The organism is Ruegeria sp. HKCCD7221, from assembly GCF_013031225.1.
Classification (GTDB): domain Bacteria; phylum Pseudomonadota; class Alphaproteobacteria; order Rhodobacterales; family Rhodobacteraceae; genus Ruegeria.
This window is the reverse complement of the sequence record NZ_WPZE01000011.1, coordinates 79,274-101,054: the sequence shown is the minus strand read 5'-3', so window position 1 is coordinate 101,054 and position 21,781 is coordinate 79,274. Positions and strand designations below refer to the sequence as shown.

Sequence of the window (21,781 nt, the reverse complement as noted above, 5' to 3'; positions counted from 1 at the left end):
ATTCTTGCCTGTTACGGATCGATCCAGCCGATATTCCCGTCGTCCCGACGGTACACGACGTTCAATCCGTCCTTGTTTTCATTCCGGAACACCAGCACAGGGGCACCAGCCAGTTCCATCTGCATTACGGCTTCACCAACACTCAGCGATGGGATCTTGGTCTCCATCTCAGCCACGATCATCGGCTGCAGAGATTCGGGTTCGTCAGCCGACTCCGATTCGTCAGAGGCGAGGATATAAGAGGATGCTCCAAAGAGTTCAACCGGCTCGGCCCGATCCTTGTGGTGGTCCTTCAAACGGCGCTTGTAACGGCGCAATTGTGTTTCCATCTTGTCGCAGCAAGCCTCAAAAGCTGCGTAGATTTCAGTTGCGTGGGCTTTGGCCTGAGCCGTCAGGCCGGTGGAAAGATGCACGGTAGTTTCGCACACATATTCATGCGCAGAACGGGAAAAGACGACATTGGCATCGGTCGGACGCTGGGCATATTTACCCACCACCTCGCCAAGTTCGGTCTGCACATGGGTCTGAAGTGCTTCACCGATGTCGATCTGTTTTCCGCTAATTTGGTAACGCATGTGATCTCCTTCACAATTCACACCCATTCTGACGCCGCAAATCGCGACGCGCTTGTTGATTATCGGGTGGGGGGTATCGACAATTTCCGCAGTAACCGAACCGCGCACCCTTCAGGGAAGGGGCATCGTGATCCAGAATTGAACCGTAGAAATGCCATACCCCAATTGAGGCAAGAGACGGCGGAAGAGTCAATCAAAACAGGTGTGTATATACGCGATTTCCGCCATGCAGTCGGCACAGACCTGCGCAAACCTATGAAATTCGGAAATTTTCGCCCAAATAGACGCGGCGCACGTTTTCATTTTCGACCACCTCGTCCGGCGTGCCGGACATAAGGACCTGGCCGTCATGCAGAATATAGGCGCGATCCACGATCTCGAGGGTTTCGCGGACATTGTGGTCGGTAATCAAAACGCCGATTCCACGTTTCTTCAGATCCGCGACCAGATGACGGATATCCCCCACACTGATCGGGTCAACACCCGCAAAGGGTTCATCCAGCAGCAGATATTTGGGGTCTGCTGCAAGGCAGCGCGCGATTTCGACGCGACGACGCTCACCACCTGACAGGGCCAGCGCGGGCGCACGGCGCAGATGTTCGATCGAAAAGTCCGACAGCAGCTCTTCCAGCCGTTCCTTGCGGCGATGCGCGTGACTGACAGTGATATCCAGCACCGAGGCGATGTTGTCCTCAACACTCATCCCACGGAAAATCGACATTTCCTGCGGCAGATAGCCAATCCCAAGACGCGCGCGACGGTACATCGGCAAAGTCGTGACCACCTGCCCGTCAATCGTGACGGTCCCCGCTTCGGGGAACACCAAACCGGCCACAGAATAGAATGTCGTCGTCTTGCCTGATCCGTTCGGCCCCAACAGAGCGACCACTTCGGACCGGTCCAACGTCATGGAAACGTCCCGGATCACCGTTTTCTTACGATAAGACTTGCGCAGTTTTTCAATTCTGAGGCCCGAGTTGCCCTCGGCAACAGTCAGGCTCGGACCGGCCATCAATTGGCCCCCTGCTGCAGAATGGTTTTGACGTTGCCCGTCATCGTCGCTGTACCGGTCGTAAGGTTCGCGTTCATCTGGTCGCCACTGATCGTACTTGGCCCCTGCGTCAGCAGAACATTGCCCTTCATGACGATCACACCCGAGTCGATGGTGTATTCCGCCCAGTCACCTTCCGCAGCGTCCGGCGGGCTGACCAGAACGACATCCTCGGTCGCCTCCATGCGTTCAATCGCGGACCGATCTTCGTTGTAGATGACCAGAACACGTTCGGCTGTCAGGCGCATTTCGCCCTGGATTACGATCACATTGCCCTGAAACTCGGCCGATCCGTTTTCCTGATTCACGTTGAGCGTTTCTGACGTCACCTCAACCGGCAGGCTGGGGTCTGCCTTGACGGCCCCGAACGCGACCTGTGTCTCTTGAGCAGTCGCTGAAACAGCACCGGCTACAAGGGCACAAAACGCAATGGCTAAACGAAAATCGAACACAGGTTATCTTTCTGCTTTTTCCGGCTCATACACCAACTTGACGCCATCTGTAAAAATAATATGGACCGGCCCGTCCTTTTTTTCAGTCCCAAATGTCATCCGGCCCGCTGAAAAGTTGCCAATTATGCCCGTGCCGTCGACCTGACCCGGTGTATCACCACGGATTTCGTCCAACGCGGTATTCAAAAGGTCCGTCGTAACCTTGATACCGTCTGTTGTAATTATGACCACATCACCGACAAAGATCGCCGTGTTCTTGTCCGGGCGGATCATCCCGGAATTTGAGTCCAGCGTGATCACGCCCCCGTCCGAAAGACCAAGCCGCCCCTTGAAATCAGACGCTGTCGGAACCGAGTTTTTTGTCCCCTGCGTCGCCTTTGTCGCTTCGATTTGAACCTCTTCGCCCTTGCGGGTGGTCCCGCGAAAATTCGGCAAGGTCACGACCTGATCTGCCAGCCGTTCCTCGATATCTCTTTGCGTAAAGGGCACGGTTACGTTGGTTTCAATACTGCGCGACAAAAGGAAAACGGTGGACAGCAGCACGATGGCCGCCAGTGGCAGCAACACCTTAAGGAATTGCACCATGCGCGAATGACTGTCCACAGATCCGCCCTCTTATCCCAGCCCGACGCGCAGGCAGTCGTGAATGTGCAGCAGCCCCTCGGCCGAGCCGTCGGAGTCAGGCGAAACCACGAACAAAGAAGTGATCTTGTGATCGTTCATGATCGCAACAGCTTCTTCCGCCAGAGCATCGGGGCTGATCGTGGTCGGGCTTTCCGTCATGACTTCGGCGGTGGTCTTGTCCAGAAGGCCGTCCATGTGACGCCTCAGGTCACCATCCGTGATGATACCGGTCAGTTGACCTTGCGCATCTGTAACGCCAGCGACGCCGAACCCTTTCTGGCTGATCACGATCAACGCCTCGCTCATCGCGGTGTCAGCCGCCACCAGAGGCAGCGCGTCGCCTGAGTGCATCAGATCGCGCACGGTGGACAACTGGGCGCCCAATTTGCCACCTGGATGAAACGCGCGAAAATCCTCGGGTTTGAAATCGCGATGCTTCATCAGCGCAATCGCCAGCGCATCACCCATCGCCAACGTCAGCGTGGTCGAGATCGAAGGCACCATGCCGAACCCGCAGGCCTCGCCCATCGACGGGATCAGCAGATGCACATCCGCCTGTGTCATCAAGGTACTTTCGGGTTTGCTGGACAGACCTATCAGCGGGATACCAAAACGGCGTGTAAAGGCCAGCAAGTTCGCAAGTTCGGGCGCTTCACCCGAGTTCGAGATGGCCAGAACCACGTCGCCTTTGGACACCATACCCAGATCGCCATGGCTGGCCTCGGCGGGGTGCACGAAATAGGCGGGCGTGCCGGTGCTGGCCAGCGTTGCCGCGATCTTGTGGCCAATATGACCCGATTTTCCGATGCCGCTGATGATGATGCGGCCTTTGGCCTGCAATATCATTTGCACAGCTTCGGCAAATTGTTCGTCCAGGCCTTCGGCCAGAACATCCAACGCGCGGGCTTCGTCAGTGACGACTTGCCGCGCGGTTTTCAGGAAAGCTTCGGTATCGGTCATGAGTGCGCAAATATATCCGTTTCGGGCCAACCGGCGAGGTCGAGTTTCGCACGCATCGGCAGGAAGTCAAAACAGGCCTGAGCCATTTCGGTCCGGCCTTCGCGGGCCAAACGCCCGTCCAGCGCCTCGCGTAGGCGGTGCAGGTACAACACATCCGAGGCCGCATACTCCAACTGCGCCTCGGTCAGGTTTTCCGCGCCCCAGTCGCTCATCTGTTGTTGTTTCGAGATATCAACACCGATGAGTTCCTGACACAGGTTCTTCAGCCCGTGGCGGTCGGTATAGGTCCGCACCAATCGGCTGGCGATCTTGGTGCAATAGACAGGTGCCGCCAGCGCGCCAAAGGTATGAAACAGCGCGGCAATGTCGAAGCGGCCAAAGTGGAACAGTTTCAGCACGTCGGTGTTTTCCAGCATGGCGCACAGGTTTGGCGCAGCGGTCTGGCCTTTTTCAACCTGCACAATATGGCTGTCACCATCCCCCCCGGACATCTGGATGACACACAGACGGTCACGATGCGGGTTCAATCCCATGGTTTCACAGTCAATGGCCACAACAGGGCCCATATCCAACCCGTCTGGCAGGTCGTTTTTATAAAGATGGTTTGCCACGGGGGTCTTCCTTTGTGCCGTATCGCCCCCGAGATAGGAGGTTTGGCCCGTAAACTCAACGCCATCCATGGAATGCGACCAATATGCGCATGTTTCTTGCCCCTTGCGCGTTTGACTAGAAAATGGCGTTCTTTACCGGGCAACCTCACCGTCAGAGCAATTGGGCACAAAAGAAAGGCATTGCAGATGCTCAGCATCCTGCGAAACCGAGTTTACCGCCATTTACTGGCCGCACAGATCGTGGCGCTGACCGGAACCGGATTGGCAACCGTTGCTTTGGGTCTTTTGGCGTTTGAACTTGCCGGTGAGGCCGCCGGTTTGGTGCTTGGCACGGCCCTGACCATCAAAATGGTCGCTTATGTGGTGGTTGCGCCGATTGCCGCCGCTTTCGCCGAAAAGCTGGACCGGCGGCGAATGCTGGTCGCCCTGGACGTGGTGCGCGCTGCCGTTGCGATGTGCCTGCCCTTTGTAACGGAAATCTGGCAGGTCTACTTGCTGATCTTCGTCCTTCAATCTGCCTCTGCCGGATTCACACCGACCTTTCAGGCGACGATTCCGGACGTTCTTACAGATGAGCAAGACTATACCGAAGCTCTGTCGCTTTCGCGTTTGGCTTACGATCTTGAAAGCGTGGTAAGCCCGATCCTGGCCGCGCTATTGCTGACAATCGTAAGTTTCGACAGCCTGTTCTGGGGAACGGGTCTTGGGTTTGTCGCATCGGCACTTCTGGTAACTTCGGTTGTCCTGCCCTCGCCCGAACCGACACGACCCCGTGGCGTCTATGACCGCACGACACGCGGTATCCGTTTATATCTGGAGACGCCCCGCCTGCGCGGGTTACTGGCGCTGAGCTGGGCAGCTGCCGCGCTAAGCGCGATGGTCATCGTGAACACGGTCGTGATCGTCCGGGCCGATTTGGGTTTATCGGAAAGCGCCGTAGCCATTTCACTTGCCGGATTCGGGGGCGGTTCGATGCTGGCCGCATTTGTCCTGCCGACGCTGCTGAACAGGTTCTGGGATCGCAGGGTCATGCTGACAGGAGCCATCTTTGGCACCTTTTCCATGGCGATGGGGGCAGTGTTGTCCATTGGGGGCCAAATCACGCTGCCGACACTGATCCTGACTTGGGTCTGCGTCGGGTTCGGATATTCGGCGACCCTTACGCCATCTGGCCGGTTGTTGACACGGTCTGCCGCGCCCGAGGACCGCCCGGCCGTATTTGCCGCGCAGTTCACCCTATCCCATGCCTGCTGGTTGGTGCTTTATCCGTTGGCGGGCTGGCTGATGACGGTCAAAGGAGTAACACATGCCTTGGGCTGGATGGCGTTCGCTGCGGTTTTGGGACTGGCACTGACGGTTCTGTTGTGGCCCACCGAAGACAGGAAAGCCGTTTCCAAAGAACACCTTCACAAGCCTTGAGCAACAGCGCAACTCTGCACTACACCTTTGAGCCATGGATCAACTGGACCGCCGCATCATCGCCGCCCTTCAACACAACGCTCGCGATTCAACCACTCGGATCGCGGCGAAGCTTGGCGTGGCAAGAACCACGGTGCATGAGCGCATCAATCGCATGGAAGAACGCGGCGTGATCGCCGGGTACTCCGTGGTGCTAAATACCCCCGAAGATGCCCCACGCGTTCAGGTTGTCGTTTTGCTTGAAGTGCAGCAGAAAGAAACCACGCGCATTATCAAGCGACTGGAAGCCTACCCTGAGGTCAAACTTTGCCTGTCCATCAATGGCGAGTTCGATCTGCTGCTGTCGGCCGAGGCCCCCCGGATCGAGGATCTGGATATTCTGGTCGATGACCTCGCCAAGATTCCGGGCGTCCTTCGGACCAATACCAGCGTTGTATTCGGGCGCAGGATCGACCGAATCTGAACAGCCGATAACTGTCTGTAAACCCTCGCACAGCTAGCTTGGCCCGGACTGATCAGAATCCCGGACCGGCAGAATGCCCAATCGAACGATCCTTGGACTGGCTTTTGCGTTGTACATCGCGCAAGCGGCGATAGCTTTAGCTTCCCCCCAAACGGCAGCGCTCTGTGATCGGGCGGCGCTGCGCGCAGCGCTGTCACACGATGTCCCTACTGACGTCCTGCGCGCCATAACTCGGGTCGAAACCGGACGCACACTGGACGGTCAATTCGCCCCGTGGCCATGGACCATCAATCTCGAAGGGCGGGGTTTCTGGTTCAAATCCGAGGGTGAGGCGAAGTCTTACGTTTTCAACATCTTCAAAGCAGGCAAACGCAGCTTTGATATCGGATGCTTCCAAATCAACTATCGCTGGCACGGCAAGGCGTTCCGATCCATTGACGCCATGTTCGATCCCCAGGAAAACGCCGACTACGCCGCCCGCTTCCTCAAGGACTTATACGCTGAACTGGGATCCTGGACTGCCGCAGCCGGGGCGTATCATTCTCGCACACCTGATCTGGCCGCGGCCTATTCTGCTCGGTTCAGGAAAATGCGCGCCAAACTGAAAGGCGACCCGGAAACCGTTCTGGCAGCAAACGATACTCTCTTGGGCGCTGCGGCACCGCTGATCCCGACGCCTGTTCGCACGCGGCGAAACCGTGGTGGTCCCCCGAACCATCGCCGGCATCGAAGAAGACGAAGGCACCGGCCTGGCAGAGATACCCGAAGCCACGACGCTGTCCGAGGTTGTGGCAGGGCTGAACGCACTTGGGGTGTCGCCGCGCGACATGATAGACATCTTGAAAACGATCAAGGCCGCGGGTGCCCTGCATGCGGAATTCGTCGTCCGTTGAGTTTACCAGACACGGCCAAGGTCACGGCGCCCCAACGACCCCTATTTCGATTTCCAAGTATCCAGCCATTTCCTGAAGCTGCTGCTCTTTTCTTCGATTGCGTCGCCAGCGGCATAAAACCCATCTTCCACGTTCTCAAGCATCGGGTCGATACGGCGTTGCCGAAACCTGCGCCACCGCACCCAAATTGCCCAGAGGATCGAAAAGAACACTGTCAGGAAAATGATATTGAACCACGGGATCAATCGCACATCCGGGCTGTCTACCGGGCGCACCGACACCACATTGGGAAAGATCGACATAAGCTGATTGCGCCAGCCATAGTGGCGCAACACCACCCATTGCGGATCTGCTGCTGTTGAAACCAGATTGGTCAGCTCTGCCTGCAGATTAGAGCTGTCGAGCTTGAAATAGGGCGGCCATCCCCACCCGGTATCCTCGTTGCGGTAAACGCGCGGGGTTCCGTTAGGGCGGAACGTTTCAACGAACCGCACATCACGATTGACAGTTTGCGCGCCTTCCTGACCAGTATCCTGCTGCGCCCAGAAAATCGAATTCTCGCCAAAATCGACCCGGCGCACCTCGGTCTTGACGACCCGGACAACGTCCTGTTGCGGCAAAGTATACTCCAGTACTGCCGCAACAGACCCCCAAAAGAGTATGATAAACGCCCATTTAACATAGACCATCTGTCCGGCCCTCACATGAAATTTGTAATATATAACAACAGGGCGATTGCCCCAAGCGGGACGACATAGACACCCAGCAGCAGTTTCTTGCGGAAAGACCTGTCATATTGCCTCATGCCCCGCTTCAAAAAGGCTTCACGATCACCGGTAATTCCCTTCTTTTCCCAATGCGCAATCAATTTGCCGCGTCGAACCCAACGGGAATAAAGCGACAGAACAAAATAGATCACCGTCAGAATGATCAGCAAAGGGATCAAAAATCGCAGAGCGACGAACATTCAACCTCTTCCTACTGCGCCCCAGGGGCCAACGCGCGCGATGATATCATCACTTACCCGGTCCTCGCCGCTCATATCCGGTTCGTGACCGAACAGAGCCGCGCGCGCACCGGCTTTGTCCACCTGATACTCGCGCGCGAGGAAGTCGGCAACAAAGGCTTTCTTGGTTTCGGGCCAGGTTTTGTAGGTGCTGTAGAACAGTTCCTTGTGGCAGATGAACAATTGACGCGGGTCCAGCGGGGCCAGTTCGGCCAGCAGCATGTTCACAAGATCGCGGTTGGGCGTGTCCGCAGCGCGCAGCGTGTAGAAATAGGCCGGGTGATCCGAGGTGATGCGCGGCCAGGGCCCGCCATCTGTCGCCCAACGCAACAATTCGGCAAGCCCATGATACGCCTCAGGCAAGCGATCCGAGTGGTTGCGCGCCAAACGCCGCATATCGCCGCGGTCCAGCCCAGTCAGATCGACACCGGCATCTGCCGCCGCAGCGATCGTCAGGAAATCCATCTTCTGTTGCAAGATAGCGGCCGAGTTCAGCCCACGAGCCTCGATGATCGTTTCGACCAACGCGTTATTTTCCAGAAACTGCGCGATCCCGTTGCGCTGCAATTGGTGAAGCAAATACTCCATCGGCAACCCGTCCGGCTTGTCGCCCATATAAACCGCCGCCGGATGATCCACATCCGCAAACAGATACAGCCCGCCGAAATGCGCCGTCCAGAAATTGCGCCGATCAAAGGCTGTATGGCGCAAGCGCACCGGGTTGCGGGTCACATCACCGGTGTCCCGTGCGGTTTCGATCATCTGAGCGATCAGGACATCGTCAAACCATGCGTCCTCCTCGGTCTTGAAACGTTCGACCATACCGGCCAACTGTTCAGCCTTGCGCAGGGTGCCCCCGACCGTATCTGCCTCAACCTCGATCCTGCGCAGGCTCAGCAGATCAGCAGGCGTGTTGAGTTCAAAGACAGAGTTCACCAACTCTCCGGCCACGGCATCCGTGGCGGTCAGGGCAAAAAGCTGCGCCTCGTTCATCTCGATGAATTCACGCAGGATATCGCGCGAGGTCGAGAATTTGACGTTCAGCAAAGGCGCGCGTTTCTGCTCGGTCGTCAGCAGGATGAACTGCCGGTTCACCCCGTTTGGATTGAGGTAGAGCGGGTTTTCAAACTCTTGTCCGATCTCAGGCGAGTAACCCGAAATATCAACATGGAAGTCCGTCAGGGCCGTAGTCTTGCCCGCCAGATGCTGCAACGCGCGATTATACCGCTCGACCAAAGCCGGGCTGGAGATGTGGACGAGGTTGCCGAACATCAGGCCTTTTTCGATGAGGCGGATCATGAGATTCGCCTTTTCGATACCCACCGCCAAACAACAAGCAGAGATGTTAAGATCGCGCCCAACATGCACCCCAGCATTAAGAAGCTAAAGAAAACTTCGCGCGATGAATCGGTAGCGCCACACGTGCGAATGAAATCGAAATTCTCAGGCAGTAGCCCTTGCCGACCACAAATTGTGACTGTCATGAATACAGCCAAAAGGGCTGCAAATAAGGCTGCTGAGATGATCAATCTCAAGTTAGTCACCTCGCCATTCTGTTAAGACGAACAACAACCACAACCGCCAACACCAACAGCGGCAACGCAAAAGCTCGCGCGGTGATTTGCAGGTTGAACCCGATATAAGACACCACACTGCCTTCAAACAGGATCAGCGTTTCCTCCCACGTGGTGCCCTCGAACCCGCCGCCTGTGTTCACACCAAACTGTGTCAGGAACAAAACCGCTACGGCACCCAGAAACCCGAAGACGCCCCAGCGCAGGGGCAGGATCAGACCCAAAACAAGGGCCAGACCAGAGATTGTAAGCATTAAAGTCATGTCATTGCTTCCTTTTTCCGACGATGCGTTGTTGCATACGCACCTCCGGTCAAAATCATCGCGAGCACGAACCAGAACAACGCCCGGACAAGGAAATGTGAAGGCAGGTCAATCAACGGTTTCCGCTCTCTTGAAGACGGGTGAAAACTGCCCATCATCCCTTCCCCTCCAGATAGCGTCGCTTGGCCTCTTCCATCCGGCCCATCTCACGCACCGCGTTTTCGATAGCGACCTCGTCGCTCTTGTCGGCATAGCGGAACTCGCTGTCGGCGTAGCGGTTGATTTCCTGAATCACCATCTCGACCGTGATCGGCTGGCGCAGGTCTTCGATCATGGCTTTCTTGATGTCATAGTCGCGGAACAGGAACAGGTCGGGGTTCTCCATCCACTCGTCGGGCAGTTCGAAATCCATCGCGCGGACCTTGACCGCGTCGGTGATGTTCTTGATCGCGCGACCGGTAAACCGCTCATCCGCCTGCTGGATCGCCTTGAGGTAGGTGCCCAGCTTGGCGATCGTGTCCATCTGACCGATCTGACCCGAAACCCGATCATAGACCTGCAGAAGCGCATCCTCATGCGGGCGGGCGTGGCTTTCGAAACTGGCGGCGACGGCCTTTTTGATTTCCTGCGCAGCATAGGCGTCGTGCTCGCCCAGCGGGATGTCGTGGTTGCGGCCCATCAGCAAATGCAGGATGTCGATGTAATCCTCGCGCGTCTGCGGTCCGTCCACCAGGAACCGAGCTCCCGCCCGCTGGCGCAGGGCGTCGTCTACGTTTTCGGGATAGTTCGAAAACATGCCAAAGGTGCAGTTGCCGCGCACAACGGTGTTGGCCCCCGCAAAGCTCTCCATCAGCACGGCGGTGATCTCCAGCTGCCCGGCCGAGGACTGCCGGTCGCCGCGTTTGCCCGCCAGTTGGTCGATATCGTCGATGGTGCCGAACCCGATGACCGAGGGGTCGACAATCGTGTTGATAAACGCCTTGGCATTCTGGCCGGATTTACCCTGATAGCTGTCGATATTGTCGGTGCTCAGGTTCTGATAGCGGAACGGATAGCCTGCGTTCTGGCAATACTCGTAAATCAGCCCGGCCATCATCTGAATAAGGGTGGTCTTGCCGGTGCCTGGTTTACCGTCGCCCATAAAGGTAAAGATGAACCCGCCAAGTTCTGCAAACGGGTTCAGGCGGCGGTCGAAGTCATAGGCCATAACCATCTTGGCCAACTTCATGGCCTGATATTTGGCGATATGGTTACCGACCACCTCATTCGGTTTCTTGAACGTCATGGTCAGGGTGGTGGATTTCGCCTTGGACGCCGGGTCAAACCCCCGGATGGTCAGGTCATCCGCCTCGATATGCCACGCGGCGTTCTGAAAGGAGGCCAGACGGCCAGCCGATTGCGCGCGCAGAGCGACCTTGTCCATCAATTGCTCGGCATATGCGCTGGTGGCGGCGATCAGATGGGCGTCGTCGGGGGCATGTTTGGCAAGGGTTTGGTCCAGCTCCCACAGCGCACCGTGCAGGGCTAGCTGGCCATTGTCGGTCAGAACTTCTTCGATCTCGCCCAGATCAACCGTGGTTTCACCCAGATGCGAAGACATCAGATAAGCCAAGGCATTGCCGAAGGTATGCGAAGTGATCAACGCTTCAGCCGTCAACAATTCGGAAAACTCGGTCTTACGCGCGGCGGACAGATCCCCCGCCAGGTTGGCACGTTTCAGATCGGCCAGCGGAGTTTGCTCGGCATAGGTCTCTGCCACGGCCAGAGCGATGGCGATGGCGCGCCGAATGGCCTGCTGCGTGGTGGCCTGAGGGGGCGAGACCAGCGTGTCGCCCTCATCCGAGGCTTCGATCCGTTCAACCAGATGCACTCCGTCCGCGCGCGCGGTGCGCCGTGTCACCAGCCCCGGCGTGGTCGACCGGAAACGCCGCCCCGTCGACACGCCCGAGGAGCGCTCGACCGCCACATCAACTGGTTTCGCAATCCGCGGCGCGTGTTCGAACCCGTTCAGCATGGCGGTCGCTGCGGGATAATGTTTGCGAATATCGTCTTCGCGCAATTCCATCTGATCTGACGTCAAACTCATCTTATTCCTCGCAATGCCGGGCTGAGGCCCGGCCTACTCAAACTCCGTCGGGCGGGCTTCGCCCCGCCACCCGCTTCAATACCTCAACACCTGCCCGCTCTTGCTGACGACAAACTTGCGCACATCAGCGAACCCCGGCGGGTTGCGCTCGGCCAGAGCCTGAAACGGGCGCTGAGGCAGGATGATCGAGCGCTGCGTGCGCGTGGCCCCGGTTTCGGCCCCCTGCCCACCGAACGGGTCCAGCGCAAACACCTCACGCTCAACGGTCGAGAACCATCCGGTGCGTTCTTCGATCACCTCTTCGCTTTTCAGCTCTTCCGTGGTCCAGGCCAGCGCCCAGTCCTGACCCTCGGGAGCCTGCGCGTCCTCCAGCACCTGCCGCAGGGGGCCGGATTGCTCGGTATAGGCCGAAGAATACATCGGCCCCACGTGGATGCGACGCAGATGTTTGGGGTGCAGGTCGTCGAAATCCTGATCGAAGCCTTTGGCGATTGTCACCAGTTTCAGCCCGCCCAGAGATTGCGCCATCAGATGCGCCTGCACCTCGGGCCAGCGGCGTTGGTCCTTGGGCAGGGCCGTCCGGCCTCCATCCTCCAACTGCATCAGGTAGATGACCGGTAGGTTGATCTGGCTGTCATACACGGCCCAGTGGATCAGAAATTTCCGCCGCTCGCCCTCATTCCCGATCCAGTGGCATTCGGGATCATTGCGGGCCCAGAACAGCTGACCTTTCAGCAATTCCTCATAATAGAGCCTTTGGGACAGAGCGAATTGCAGCTTGGTCGGGATTTCCTGATCGCCAATAATGGTGCGGACCATGTCGGTTTTCAGGTCGTATTCCGAAGGCATATTCGCCAAATGCACCTGCGCCTGCTGCGCGTCATTGGCCATGGTCAGCAACTCGGCCGCCACCGGAAACCCGCTGTCGCGCTTGTCCATCGCAAGGCTGCCAAAGAACCGCCCCGTATCGCGTCCGACCAGCAGGTATTTCATGCTGAGAGCCCGGAAGGTGTAAAGCAACCCCGAAAGGTAGCGTGACACGATCCGCACCTCTTGCTTGCTGATCGCGCCCTCGGCCTCCATCGTCGCAGCCACGCGCAGGAGGTGGACGGTGATCACCTCGAATTTGCGGAAATAGCGGCGCGAGGCGAAGGTGTCGGTCAAGCCAACATGGTCTTGGGTGGGGTTGGTCATCAATCACCGCCGCCACAATCGGCAGATTCGACACCGGGGGCGCAGCCGCCAACAACGAAACCATCGTTCGAAGCCATACTTGTTGGTTGTTCCTTGCGGAACCGGCTTGACCGGTATCGAGCCCAGAATGCGCCGAAAACACAAAGACCAGCCAGCACATATGCCCCAAAAAACAAAAGAGCTAACGCGACCAAGAACAAAGCGAAAGAAATGCCTCCCCAAATAAGATCGGCATTTCGCTCAGCCCAAGTCTGTTCCTGTTCTTGATCAGAGAGCTTTAGCATTTGCTACTGCCTCACCCCCCATACAAATTCTTATCATGCTTCTCGACAATCGAGGCGAACCGGCGGGCAAAGCGTTCATCCGCCTTGGCCTTTTTCTCCAGCACGTCACGAGCAAAGACCATGTGGCCTTCGTGCGCCTCAAGCATGTCGGCCATTTTCTGGTTGGTCGCGGTGCCGATTGCGGCCATGGCGGTTTGCGCCTCCTGGTCAGTCTGCACACCGATCTCGTTGATGCGGTGGGCCACGTCCTGCTGCTGCGCGGTTTTCAGCGATTTGGTCAGGGCGTCGTACAGCACCACCCGTTGTTGCGTGTCTGTCTGCAGCTTGTTGATCAGCACCATCTGCGTCGCCGCCTGGTTCTGGAGTGAATCGACCCAGGTCTTACCTTTTTCGATATAGCGCTCCAGCGTCTGGGACTTGGCCAGCTTGACCTGCTCGTCCTGAACCTTGGCGTTGTATTGCTTGTTCAGCTCGGCCAGTTCGGTCTCCAACTGGGTACGCGCAGCGGCGTCCTGTTCGACACTGATCTTGTTTTCCAGCGTGATAATCGTCGGGTCCATATCCTGAATTTCAGCGCGCAAGGCTTCCAGTTCGGCCACGGTCGCTTCGCGGTCGTCCAGCGTGCCTGTTAGGTTGTCCTCGACCTTAACGCGCTGTTCTTCCAGCACGGATAGCTGCCCTTCCAGCAGCTTTACGATCACATCGGATTTGGCGATCAAATCCTGCAACTTGTCGTCGATATTGGCGGTGCGCATCCGCTCCTGTCGCATCGACTCGGACTTGGCCTTGGCGAAAATGCCGACAAAAGATTCCCACCCTGTCTTCGAGCGCATTTCGTCGAAATCCTTGGAGAACGCGTTGGTGACGTCGTCCAGCCCCATAATCAGTTCGGCGATATTGGCGTTCATCACCTCGGTATGGGCATGCACATCCTCAAGCGTGGCGTTTTCAATGTCGATATCGGCCTCGGCTGTGCCGATCTTGGCGCGTGCGGCGTCAATCCGCGACGTTAGCCCTTCAATCTGCGACTGGCTTTCGCGCACTTTCGCCTGCGTCTCTTCGATCAAAGCGTCAAATTGATGGTTCGACATCTGCACTATCCCCTTTTTTGTCCAATTACCCAATAAGATAGGGAATGTTATGGCCATTTACATCCCCTTGCGTCCAAAATTCCCCGGAACTTTGGCAAACTCCACCTGAAAAAGATAGGCACCACACGGGCAGCAAATGCCGGAGTTTTTGATCAAATTTGGATTGATCTGCGACGGACAGTGGACATAGACATTCTGCGTACCACCTGTTTGGGTGCGACGACCGAAATTCCTGCCGGAGGCTGACCTATGCTGGACGCAACGACCGACCTGAAATCCATCCTCAAGAACCCCGATCTGCTGGCAACCCAAGCCTATATTGGCGGGCAGTGGGTGGATGGAGACAATGGCAACTTTGCCGTCACCAACCCCGCGCGCGGTGATGTGGTGGCCGAAGTTGCAGACCTTAGCCGTGCACAGGTGGCAGGGGCGATCGCACAGGCCGAGGCCGCGCAAAAGGAATGGGCCAAGCTGACCGGGAAAGAGCGCGCAGCGATCCTGCGCCGCTGGTATGACCTGATGATGGAGAACGCCGAGGATCTGGGCCGTATTCTGACAGCCGAGCAAGGCAAACCGCTGGCCGAAGCCGTAGGAGAGATTGGCTATGGCGCATCGTTCATCGAGTTTTTCGGGGAAGAGGCGAAACGGATTTACGGCGAAACCATTCCCGGCCATCAGCGCGATAAGCGGATCACAGTGCTGAAACAGCCAATTGGTGTGGCGGCCTCGATCACGCCGTGGAACTTCCCCAATGCGATGATCACCCGCAAGGCTGCGCCGGCACTTGCGGCGGGCTGCGCCTTTGTCGCCCGTCCGTCCGAGGAAACGCCCCTGTCTGCGCTGGCTCTGGCGGTTCTGGCCGATCAGGCGGGCATCCCGGCGGGTGTGTTCAACGTTTTGCCGTCCCTCAATGCCAGCGAGATTGGCAAGGAATTTTGCGAGAACCCCGGCGTGCGCAAGCTGACCTTTACCGGTTCGACCCAGGTGGGGCGCATCCTGCTGCGGCAGGCCGCAGATCAGGTCATGAAATGTTCGATGGAACTGGGCGGCAATGCGCCCTTCATCGTGTTTGACGACGCCGATCTGGATGCAGCCGTCGAAGGCGCGATGATGTGCAAATTCCGCAATAACGGTCAGACCTGTGTCTGCGCCAACCGAATCTATGTACAAGCCGGTGTCTATGATGCCTTTGCCGAAAAGCTGAAAGCCGCGACCGAAGCCCTGTCGGTAGGGGACGGCCTGTCCGATGGTGTCACCACCGGGCCGCTGATCAATGACAAAGCCGTAGCCAAGGTGCAGGACCATATCGCGGACGCCACCGCAAAGGGTGCGCAGGTCGTGACAGGCGGCCTGCCGCATGATCTGGGTGGCACTTTCTTTCAACCCACCATCGTCACCGGCGTGACGCAGGACATGAAGGTCGCGCAGGAAGAAACCTTTGGCCCGCTGGCCCCGTTGTTCAAGTTCGAGGACGAAGATGACGTGATCGCCATGGCCAATGACACGATCTTTGGTCTGGCCTCGTATTTCTATGCCAAGGACCTGAGCCGCGTCTACAAAGTGGCCGAGGCACTGGAATATGGCATCGTCGGCGTGAACACCGGCATCATCTCAACCGAGCTGGGTCCGTTCGGCGGCGTCAAGCAATCTGGTCTGGGCCGCGAAGGCAGCCATCACGGTATGGAAGACTACCTTGAGATGAAATACATCTGCATGTCGGTCTGATCTTTGTCGGCCACCGTTTCGGCGGTGGCCGCGTTTGTCACAAAACTGAAGCCAAACTGTCACAACACCGCAACGATCCCGGTTCATCCCCCTGTCATCCAACAGTGAGAGGAAATCAACCGATGTCGTTGCGCGCTGTCTGCCTGACATCTGCCCTTGCCCTGACCGCCGGTCAGGCCATGGCAGAAATGAATTTCAACCGAATTGCGTCCTTCCCCGTGGTGAAAAACATGGCCGACGGCGCGGACACGACCCGCGAGACCTCGCCCGAGATCATCGCGGCCACCGCAGATGGCATGACGCTGGTCTATACCGACAGCCCTTTGGGCTTGATCGGCATGGTCGACATCACCGACCCGGCGAACCCAGCGCCTTTGGGTGCGATGGACGTGGGTGGAGAACCGACGTCCGTGGGCATCGTCGGCGCGACCGCCTTTGTCGGCGTGAACACCTCGGAAAGCTATGTTGCGCCATCGGGCAAGCTGATCTCGGTCGATATTGCGGGCAAGGCGGAAACTGGTGCTTGCGATCTGGGCGGTCAACCCGACAGCGTTGCCATTGCGCCGGATGGCAGCTTTGTCGCCGTGGCGATTGAGAACGAGCGGGACGAAGACCTGAACGATGGCATCATCCCGCAGCTTCCTGCGGGTGAACTGGCACTGGTGCCGCTGAAAGATGGAGCGCTAGATTGCTCGGGCATGGAAATGGCCTCTCTGACCGGACTGGCCGAGGTTGCACCCACCGATCCCGAACCCGAATTCGTTGACATCAACAACCTTGGCGAGACCGTCGTCACTCTGCAGGAAAACAACCACATCGCGGTTGTTGCCAAAGATGGCACCGTGCTCAACCATTTCTCGGCCGGAAGCGTGGATTTGGAAGGCATCGACGCCACCGATGAGCGCGGCGCACTGATCTTCACCGAAAGCCAGCCGGGTCGCCTGCGCGAACCCGACGCGGTGAAATGGATCGACGACGACCACTTCGCCACCGCCAATGAAGGCGACTATGAGGGCGGCTCGCGTGGTTGGACAATCTTCCACAAGGACGGCACCGTTGTGTATGAGAACGGCACCGAGTTCGAAAAGGCCATCATCCAGATCGGGCACTACCCCGACAAACGCTCGGACAGCAAAGGCGTTGAGCCGGAAAGCGTAACCGCAGCCACCTTTGGCGGTACGCCGATGATCTTTGTCGGGGCGGAGCGCGCCTCGGTCGTGGGTGTCTATGACGCCACTGACCCCGCGAACCCGATTCTGAAACAACTGTTGCCATCAGGCGTTGGACCGGAAGGCTATGTGGCGATCCCTGAGCGGAACCTGCTGATCTCGGCCAACGAAAAAGATCTGATCGAAGATGGCGGCCCACGTGCGCATGTGTCGGTCTTCGCATATCAAGAGGCCCCCGCCGCCTACCCGCATCTGACATCGGAAGGCGCGGATGAGTTGATCGGATGGGGTGCTCTGTCCGGTCTGGTAGCGGACGAGGACGGCATGATCTATGCCGTCAATGACAGCTTTTATGGCTTCCAGCCGTCCATCTTCAAGATCGACCCCAGCCAGCAACCCGCCCGCATCGTGGACGTGATCCGCATCCACCGTCAGGATGGCAACCCAGCGCAGAAGCTGGACCTTGAGGGCATCACGCTGGACGGCAAGGGTGGCTTCTACGTCGCATCCGAAGGTCGCACTGACCGTGTGATCCCGCACGCGATCTATCACGTCAGCGCAGATGGTCTGATCAAGGACCGCAAGGGTGAGATCGGCCTGCCTGCCGAACTAATGGCGGCCGAGAAACGTTTCGGCTTCGAAGGCATTACCCGCGTCGGCGACACCCTATGGATGGCCGTTCAGCGTGAATGGAAAGACGATCCGGAAAACCATGTGAAACTGGTAGCCTACAACCTTGAGACCAAAGAATGGGGTGCCGTGCACTATCCCAAGGCAGACCCGGAAACCGGTTGGGTCGGCCTGTCGGAAATCGTGGCCTTCGGCGACCACGTCTATGTGATCGAGCGCGACAATCAGCACGACCATCGCGCGGTGACCAAAAAGGTCTACCGCATCCCGCTGGCCGAGATGACCCCGGCCCCGCTGGGCGACCCCCTGCCCGTCGTCAGCAAAGAAGAGATCCGCGACCTGCTGCCTGACCTGACCTCGACCGGAGGTTATGTTCTGGACAAAATCGAAGGCCTGGCGATCCTGCCCTCGGGCGAGGCGTTTGTGATGACCGACAATGACGGCGTCGACGATGCCTCAGGCGAAACGATGTTCTGGTCGATCGGGTCGGTGACGGCTGGCAACTAGGTCAAAACCTAAAAGAGTGACCCTGCGCAGCCGTTGCGCAGGGTCTCTTTGCTGAAGAGACTGGCAGTCAGACAGGCCGCTCTGGACACTATTCCTTCGATTTCTGCCGCCGGACCCAAAGAACACGGGCCAGCGGGAAAAAGCTTAGAAAAAGCAACAAGAACAGCTTTAGCGCCGACATTGGATCCGTCAAAATAAGAACTAATGAGCTTGGCGTGCCTTTGACTGGTTCTTGTTTGGGGCGGAAGACATGGTCGAAAGCCCAGCCTGATTTCGTGTTCTCGGACAACTCCGACCACCCGACAACGCGGATCGCATCATTGTCTCCATAGGTAATCAATAGGTCGGTTTCTCCGTTACGCCCGAGCGTTTCGAACCGCCGGACCGCACCTTCGGGTACATCAATGAACTTTATCCTGTTTCCGTTAACGCTGTGATCGACAACGATATCTGCACCGTCGCCCAATTCAAAAGTATAGGTATCAACCGAGTCGTACCCAATCAGAACGTCATTTCCCCCTGCACCCCGAAACGAGTCCACCAGACGTGTTCCACCAAGCGTGTTGTCGGCATAGTTTCCGTTTCGAACAAGCCCGATTTTCGTTGTCGGACCGGTGGCAATCATATGGGAATAGTCGCTGCTCAGTGCCGGAGGAAAAACGTCCGCCTTGGTTGCGATCGGCCAAAGAACAATCACTGTCGAGATGAAACAACGAAACATAAAAATCGCGGAATAGCCTGTGTTTCCAACTTGGCACCACGGATGAAGGGAAACAAGGGTGCAAGCGACACGTATCTTTGGTCGCAGCGGTTTATGCCAAGTTGAAGCCCCGCCCAAAAACAACGCCCCGCGTCTGGAGGAACGCGGGGCGTATGGTGCGATAATCGAGAGAGGCGCGATTATCGCTGTTTGGTCGGATCGCCTTAGTTCACGGCTTTGGCGTCAACCACATCCTTTTCGATGGCCTGACCGGACGAAATCTGAATCCGGCGTGGTTTCAGCGCCTCGGGCACCTCGCGTTTCAGGTCGATGTTCAGCATACCGTTTTCATGGCTTGCGCCAGTGACGCGCACGTGATCGGCCAGGGCAAAGCGGCGCTCGAACGCGCGGGTGGCGATCCCGCGATGCAGGTAGGAACGGTCCTTATCTTCGGCGGCTTTCTTGCCGGCCACGATCAGGGCATTTTCCTTCACTTCGACCGACAGATCGGCCTCGGCAAAACCGGCGACAGCGACGGAGATCCGGTACGCGTCGGCGTCGGTTTTTTCAATGTTGTAAGGCGGATAGCTGGGCTGGGCCACGTCATTTGTCAGAACGCGATCCATCATGTCGGCGATCTGGTCGAAACCAATGGTGGCGCGGTGCAGCGGTGCAAAGTCAAAACTACGCATGTGTCATATCCTCAAGTCTGAGCGATTTATGATGTGCCCTCCAGTTCGAACGGGCGATGAGATATCAGGCCCCGTTTGTGGCGACCCGATACAGTTCACATGGGTAGAGATTTGACCGAGTTCAACCCCCGCCGGGGCTGATGAATTTAGCGCCTGAACTGGACTTTCCCGAACCCACCTGCAAACGGCGTATCGCAGCCTTGGGCTGAGGGGCGTCACGGCGCAGCACCGACTTCAATTCCGCCACGATTCCAGACAGTTCCATGCCAAATCCGACTTTTTGGCGACCATCTGTCCCGACTGCGGATACGACAGAGAGGATCTGCCAGCGCGGGCCGTTTCGCGCCAACAGTGCCGATCCCGACGACCCGAAGGTGATGTCACAGTTGAACGTGATCAACCCTTGTCGACGCTGGAGGATACGGCAAGAGCGTTCCCGCGTGATCGCCTCGGACCGACCGCGCCCGTATGAGGCGATGCTCACCTCGTTCCCAGCAACCCGGCCACTGTGCAATGCAAAGGGATCCGCAACCGAGTATGGGATCGGCTGCTCTAGCTTCATCAGCGCTACGTCGACCCGAACCGCCTCGGCCGAGAGGTTCGGATGTCGGGCGTAATCAGGATGCACAGCGATCTGGACAACCTTGCGTTCCGCCAGCGCCTTCCCATCACTCAGCCCCGCGCGAAAGGTAACCTCACCAGGTTCATAAGGAGACCCGCTTGCCCGGTTCAGAGCGCAATGCGCCGCCGTCAACACAAGGTCCTGCGCGATCAAGGTGCCTGTGCAGAACCCGTCTTGACCAATATCCAACCGACCGACAGCTTCCCAACCATAAAGGTCGTCACGATCATTCAGTGTGCGCTTCGTACTTTGGGCAGACGCGGCGAGTGTCACAGAAAAAAGGCAAATGACAGAAAAAAGAAATCGGATCATGGTTTGATGAAACGAGCGCCCACGTTGTTGCCTGATCCGTTCGAATTTGTAGAGGCGATAAACCCGCGCCCTGCCGACAATTCAGCCTGCAACACGGTCAGCGATTCTTCTACCGCTGTTCCAACGGCCACGCGCTGCCCGTTGAATTCGGCCTTGGCCGCAACAACAGACACGATCCGGGGCCGATCCCCGTCAAAGGAAAAGACAGGGGCGCCAGACGATCCGAACTCGACATCGCAGGACATGACCAACACATCTGATTTGCGGGTCATGACCGAGCACACTTCTTGCAACGAAGGCGCCTCGGCCCGGTCTTTTGCATAAGACACAACGCCAACCTCTTCCCCTTTTGCCGGGCGGTTCCCTGTTTCAAAGGGAATGACGGTCGTGTTGCGGATTGGCTGCCAAAGCTCGATCAGCGCAATATCACTGCCGATACGCGCAGCAGATGCTTCTTCGCCATACTGGTAGTCAGGGTGAATCACGGCCCTGCGTGCGGCGCGGTATGCAGACGCGCGCCCCAGCCGCCAAGCCGCCAGAAACTCGACCTGGGCCAGTTCCACACGTTGACCTGTGACCTTGTCGAATAGGCAGTGGGCCGCAGTTAAAACCAAGGTCGGGGATATCAGCGTGCCTGTGCAAAACCCAGCGCCACCAATATCGAGGCGACCCACAGCCATCCAAGCGCGCCCCGCATCGGTGGTGTCCAGACTTTTCAGTCTGGAATCCTGTGCGTTGGCGGTCATAGGCAAACATGCCAGCACTAGAGCCTTGATCCAGTTTCGCAAGCGGTTCTCCGGCGTTGCTATCTACGCATCTTCCTACGCACCGGGTGAGGCGAAAATAGGGCGCTGACATGACAGGCGGTTCCTGACCGA

The 21,781-nt window shown here is 57.7% G+C and carries 21 protein-coding genes and 2 pseudogenes; 6 read left to right on the top strand and 17 right to left on the bottom strand.

Features of this window, described 5'->3' with window-relative positions; genetic code table 11:
• Positions 1-11: 11 nt before the first annotated feature.
• From hpf to GOX73_RS19240, 6 genes are all read right to left on the bottom strand, one after another.
• Entirely contained in the window at positions 12-575 is a 564-nt protein-coding gene (gene hpf / locus GOX73_RS19265; protein ID WP_171125931.1) for a ribosome hibernation-promoting factor, HPF/YfiA family, read from the bottom strand.
• Between the two features lie 253 nt (positions 576-828).
• Complete coding sequence (gene lptB / locus GOX73_RS19260) at positions 829-1,587, bottom strand: LPS export ABC transporter ATP-binding protein (protein ID WP_171125929.1); 759 nt, start codon at positions 1,585-1,587, stop codon at positions 829-831.
• The gene (locus tag GOX73_RS19255) at positions 1,587-2,078 is read right to left on the bottom strand and encodes an LptA/OstA family protein (protein WP_171135066.1); all 492 of its coding nucleotides are present in this window, start codon (positions 2,076-2,078) and stop codon (positions 1,587-1,589) included. The genes lptB and GOX73_RS19255 overlap by 1 nt, the downstream gene beginning before the upstream one ends.
• Before the next feature lie 3 nt (positions 2,079-2,081).
• Positions 2,082-2,681, bottom strand: a complete 600-nt coding sequence (gene lptC, locus GOX73_RS19250; RefSeq protein ID WP_171126670.1) for an LPS export ABC transporter periplasmic protein LptC — start codon at positions 2,679-2,681, stop codon at positions 2,082-2,084.
• Positions 2,682-2,693: 12 nt separating this feature from the next.
• Complete coding sequence (locus GOX73_RS19245; protein ID WP_171126669.1) at positions 2,694-3,662, bottom strand: SIS domain-containing protein; 969 nt, start codon at positions 3,660-3,662, stop codon at positions 2,694-2,696.
• Positions 3,659-4,273: a ribonuclease D gene (locus tag GOX73_RS19240; protein ID WP_171126668.1), complete on the bottom strand. Its 615-nt coding sequence runs from the start codon at positions 4,271-4,273 to the stop codon at positions 3,659-3,661. The genes GOX73_RS19245 and GOX73_RS19240 overlap by 4 nt, the downstream gene beginning before the upstream one ends.
• A gap of 186 nt (positions 4,274-4,459) precedes the next feature.
• Between GOX73_RS19240 and GOX73_RS19235 the strand changes: the two genes are divergently transcribed.
• The 4 genes and pseudogenes from GOX73_RS19235 to GOX73_RS20635 form a co-directional block, all read left to right on the top strand.
• Positions 4,460-5,692, top strand: coding sequence for an MFS transporter (locus GOX73_RS19235; RefSeq protein WP_171126667.1), 1,233 nt, complete (start codon positions 4,460-4,462; stop codon positions 5,690-5,692).
• Positions 5,693-5,726: 34 nt separating this feature from the next.
• Positions 5,727-6,155, top strand: a complete 429-nt coding sequence (locus GOX73_RS19230) for an Lrp/AsnC family transcriptional regulator (RefSeq protein ID WP_171125918.1) — start codon at positions 5,727-5,729, stop codon at positions 6,153-6,155.
• Between the two features lie 73 nt (positions 6,156-6,228).
• Positions 6,229-6,687, top strand: a pseudogene (locus tag GOX73_RS20640) (transglycosylase SLT domain-containing protein); the annotation flags it as partial.
• Positions 6,688-6,835: 148 nt separating this feature from the next.
• Positions 6,836-7,048 (top strand): annotated as a pseudogene (locus GOX73_RS20635) (flagellar basal body P-ring protein FlgI); the annotation flags it as partial.
• 41 nt (positions 7,049-7,089) lie between these two features.
• On the opposite strand, the gene GOX73_RS19220 reads toward GOX73_RS20635, so the two are convergent.
• The 7 genes from GOX73_RS19220 to GOX73_RS19190 all read right to left on the bottom strand — a co-directional run bounded on the left by GOX73_RS19220 (position 7,090) and on the right by GOX73_RS19190 (position 14,546).
• Positions 7,090-7,737, bottom strand: coding sequence for a DUF1523 family protein (locus GOX73_RS19220; RefSeq protein ID WP_171125916.1), 648 nt, complete (start codon positions 7,735-7,737; stop codon positions 7,090-7,092).
• 11 nt (positions 7,738-7,748) lie between these two features.
• Complete coding sequence (locus GOX73_RS19215) at positions 7,749-8,015, bottom strand: hypothetical protein (RefSeq protein ID WP_171125914.1); 267 nt, start codon at positions 8,013-8,015, stop codon at positions 7,749-7,751.
• Positions 8,016-9,353 (bottom strand): DUF6638 family protein, encoded by a 1,338-nt coding sequence (locus tag GOX73_RS19210; protein ID WP_171126666.1) that lies wholly within the window; start codon positions 9,351-9,353, stop codon positions 8,016-8,018.
• A gap of 241 nt (positions 9,354-9,594) precedes the next feature.
• Positions 9,595-9,891: a hypothetical protein gene (locus tag GOX73_RS19205; RefSeq protein ID WP_171126665.1), complete on the bottom strand. Its 297-nt coding sequence runs from the start codon at positions 9,889-9,891 to the stop codon at positions 9,595-9,597.
• A 154-nt stretch (positions 9,892-10,045) separates the two neighbouring features.
• Positions 10,046-11,977 (bottom strand): ATP-binding protein, encoded by a 1,932-nt coding sequence (locus GOX73_RS19200; RefSeq protein ID WP_171126664.1) that lies wholly within the window; start codon positions 11,975-11,977, stop codon positions 10,046-10,048.
• Positions 11,978-12,052: 75 nt separating this feature from the next.
• On the bottom strand, positions 12,053-13,171 hold the full coding sequence (locus tag GOX73_RS19195; protein WP_171126663.1) for a hypothetical protein: 1,119 nt from the start codon (positions 13,169-13,171) through the stop codon (positions 12,053-12,055).
• A gap of 295 nt (positions 13,172-13,466) precedes the next feature.
• Positions 13,467-14,546: a hypothetical protein gene (locus GOX73_RS19190; RefSeq protein ID WP_171126662.1), complete on the bottom strand. Its 1,080-nt coding sequence runs from the start codon at positions 14,544-14,546 to the stop codon at positions 13,467-13,469.
• Positions 14,547-14,795: 249 nt separating this feature from the next.
• On the opposite strand from GOX73_RS19190, the gene GOX73_RS19185 reads away from it, so the two are divergent.
• Together GOX73_RS19185 and GOX73_RS19180 are read left to right on the top strand one after the other, a co-directional pair.
• A complete protein-coding gene (locus GOX73_RS19185) occupies positions 14,796-16,271 on the top strand; it encodes an NAD-dependent succinate-semialdehyde dehydrogenase (protein WP_171126661.1) in 1,476 nt (491 codons plus the stop codon).
• Between the two features lie 122 nt (positions 16,272-16,393).
• On the top strand, positions 16,394-18,577 hold the full coding sequence (locus GOX73_RS19180) for an esterase-like activity of phytase family protein (RefSeq protein WP_171126660.1): 2,184 nt from the start codon (positions 16,394-16,396) through the stop codon (positions 18,575-18,577).
• Between the two features lie 88 nt (positions 18,578-18,665).
• Here GOX73_RS19180 and GOX73_RS19175 read toward each other — a convergent pair whose 3' ends face one another.
• The 4 genes from GOX73_RS19175 to GOX73_RS19160 form a co-directional block, all read right to left on the bottom strand.
• Positions 18,666-19,298, bottom strand: a complete 633-nt coding sequence (locus GOX73_RS19175; RefSeq protein WP_171126659.1) for a hypothetical protein — start codon at positions 19,296-19,298, stop codon at positions 18,666-18,668.
• 203 nt (positions 19,299-19,501) lie between these two features.
• Complete coding sequence (locus GOX73_RS19170; RefSeq protein WP_171126658.1) at positions 19,502-19,969, bottom strand: Hsp20 family protein; 468 nt, start codon at positions 19,967-19,969, stop codon at positions 19,502-19,504.
• 121 nt (positions 19,970-20,090) lie between these two features.
• Positions 20,091-20,903 (bottom strand): serine protease, encoded by an 813-nt coding sequence (locus GOX73_RS19165; RefSeq protein WP_171126657.1) that lies wholly within the window; start codon positions 20,901-20,903, stop codon positions 20,091-20,093.
• Positions 20,900-21,691 (bottom strand): serine protease, encoded by a 792-nt coding sequence (locus GOX73_RS19160; RefSeq protein ID WP_254429256.1) that lies wholly within the window; start codon positions 21,689-21,691, stop codon positions 20,900-20,902. The genes GOX73_RS19165 and GOX73_RS19160 overlap by 4 nt, the downstream gene beginning before the upstream one ends.
• Between the last annotated feature and the right edge of the window lie 90 nt (positions 21,692-21,781).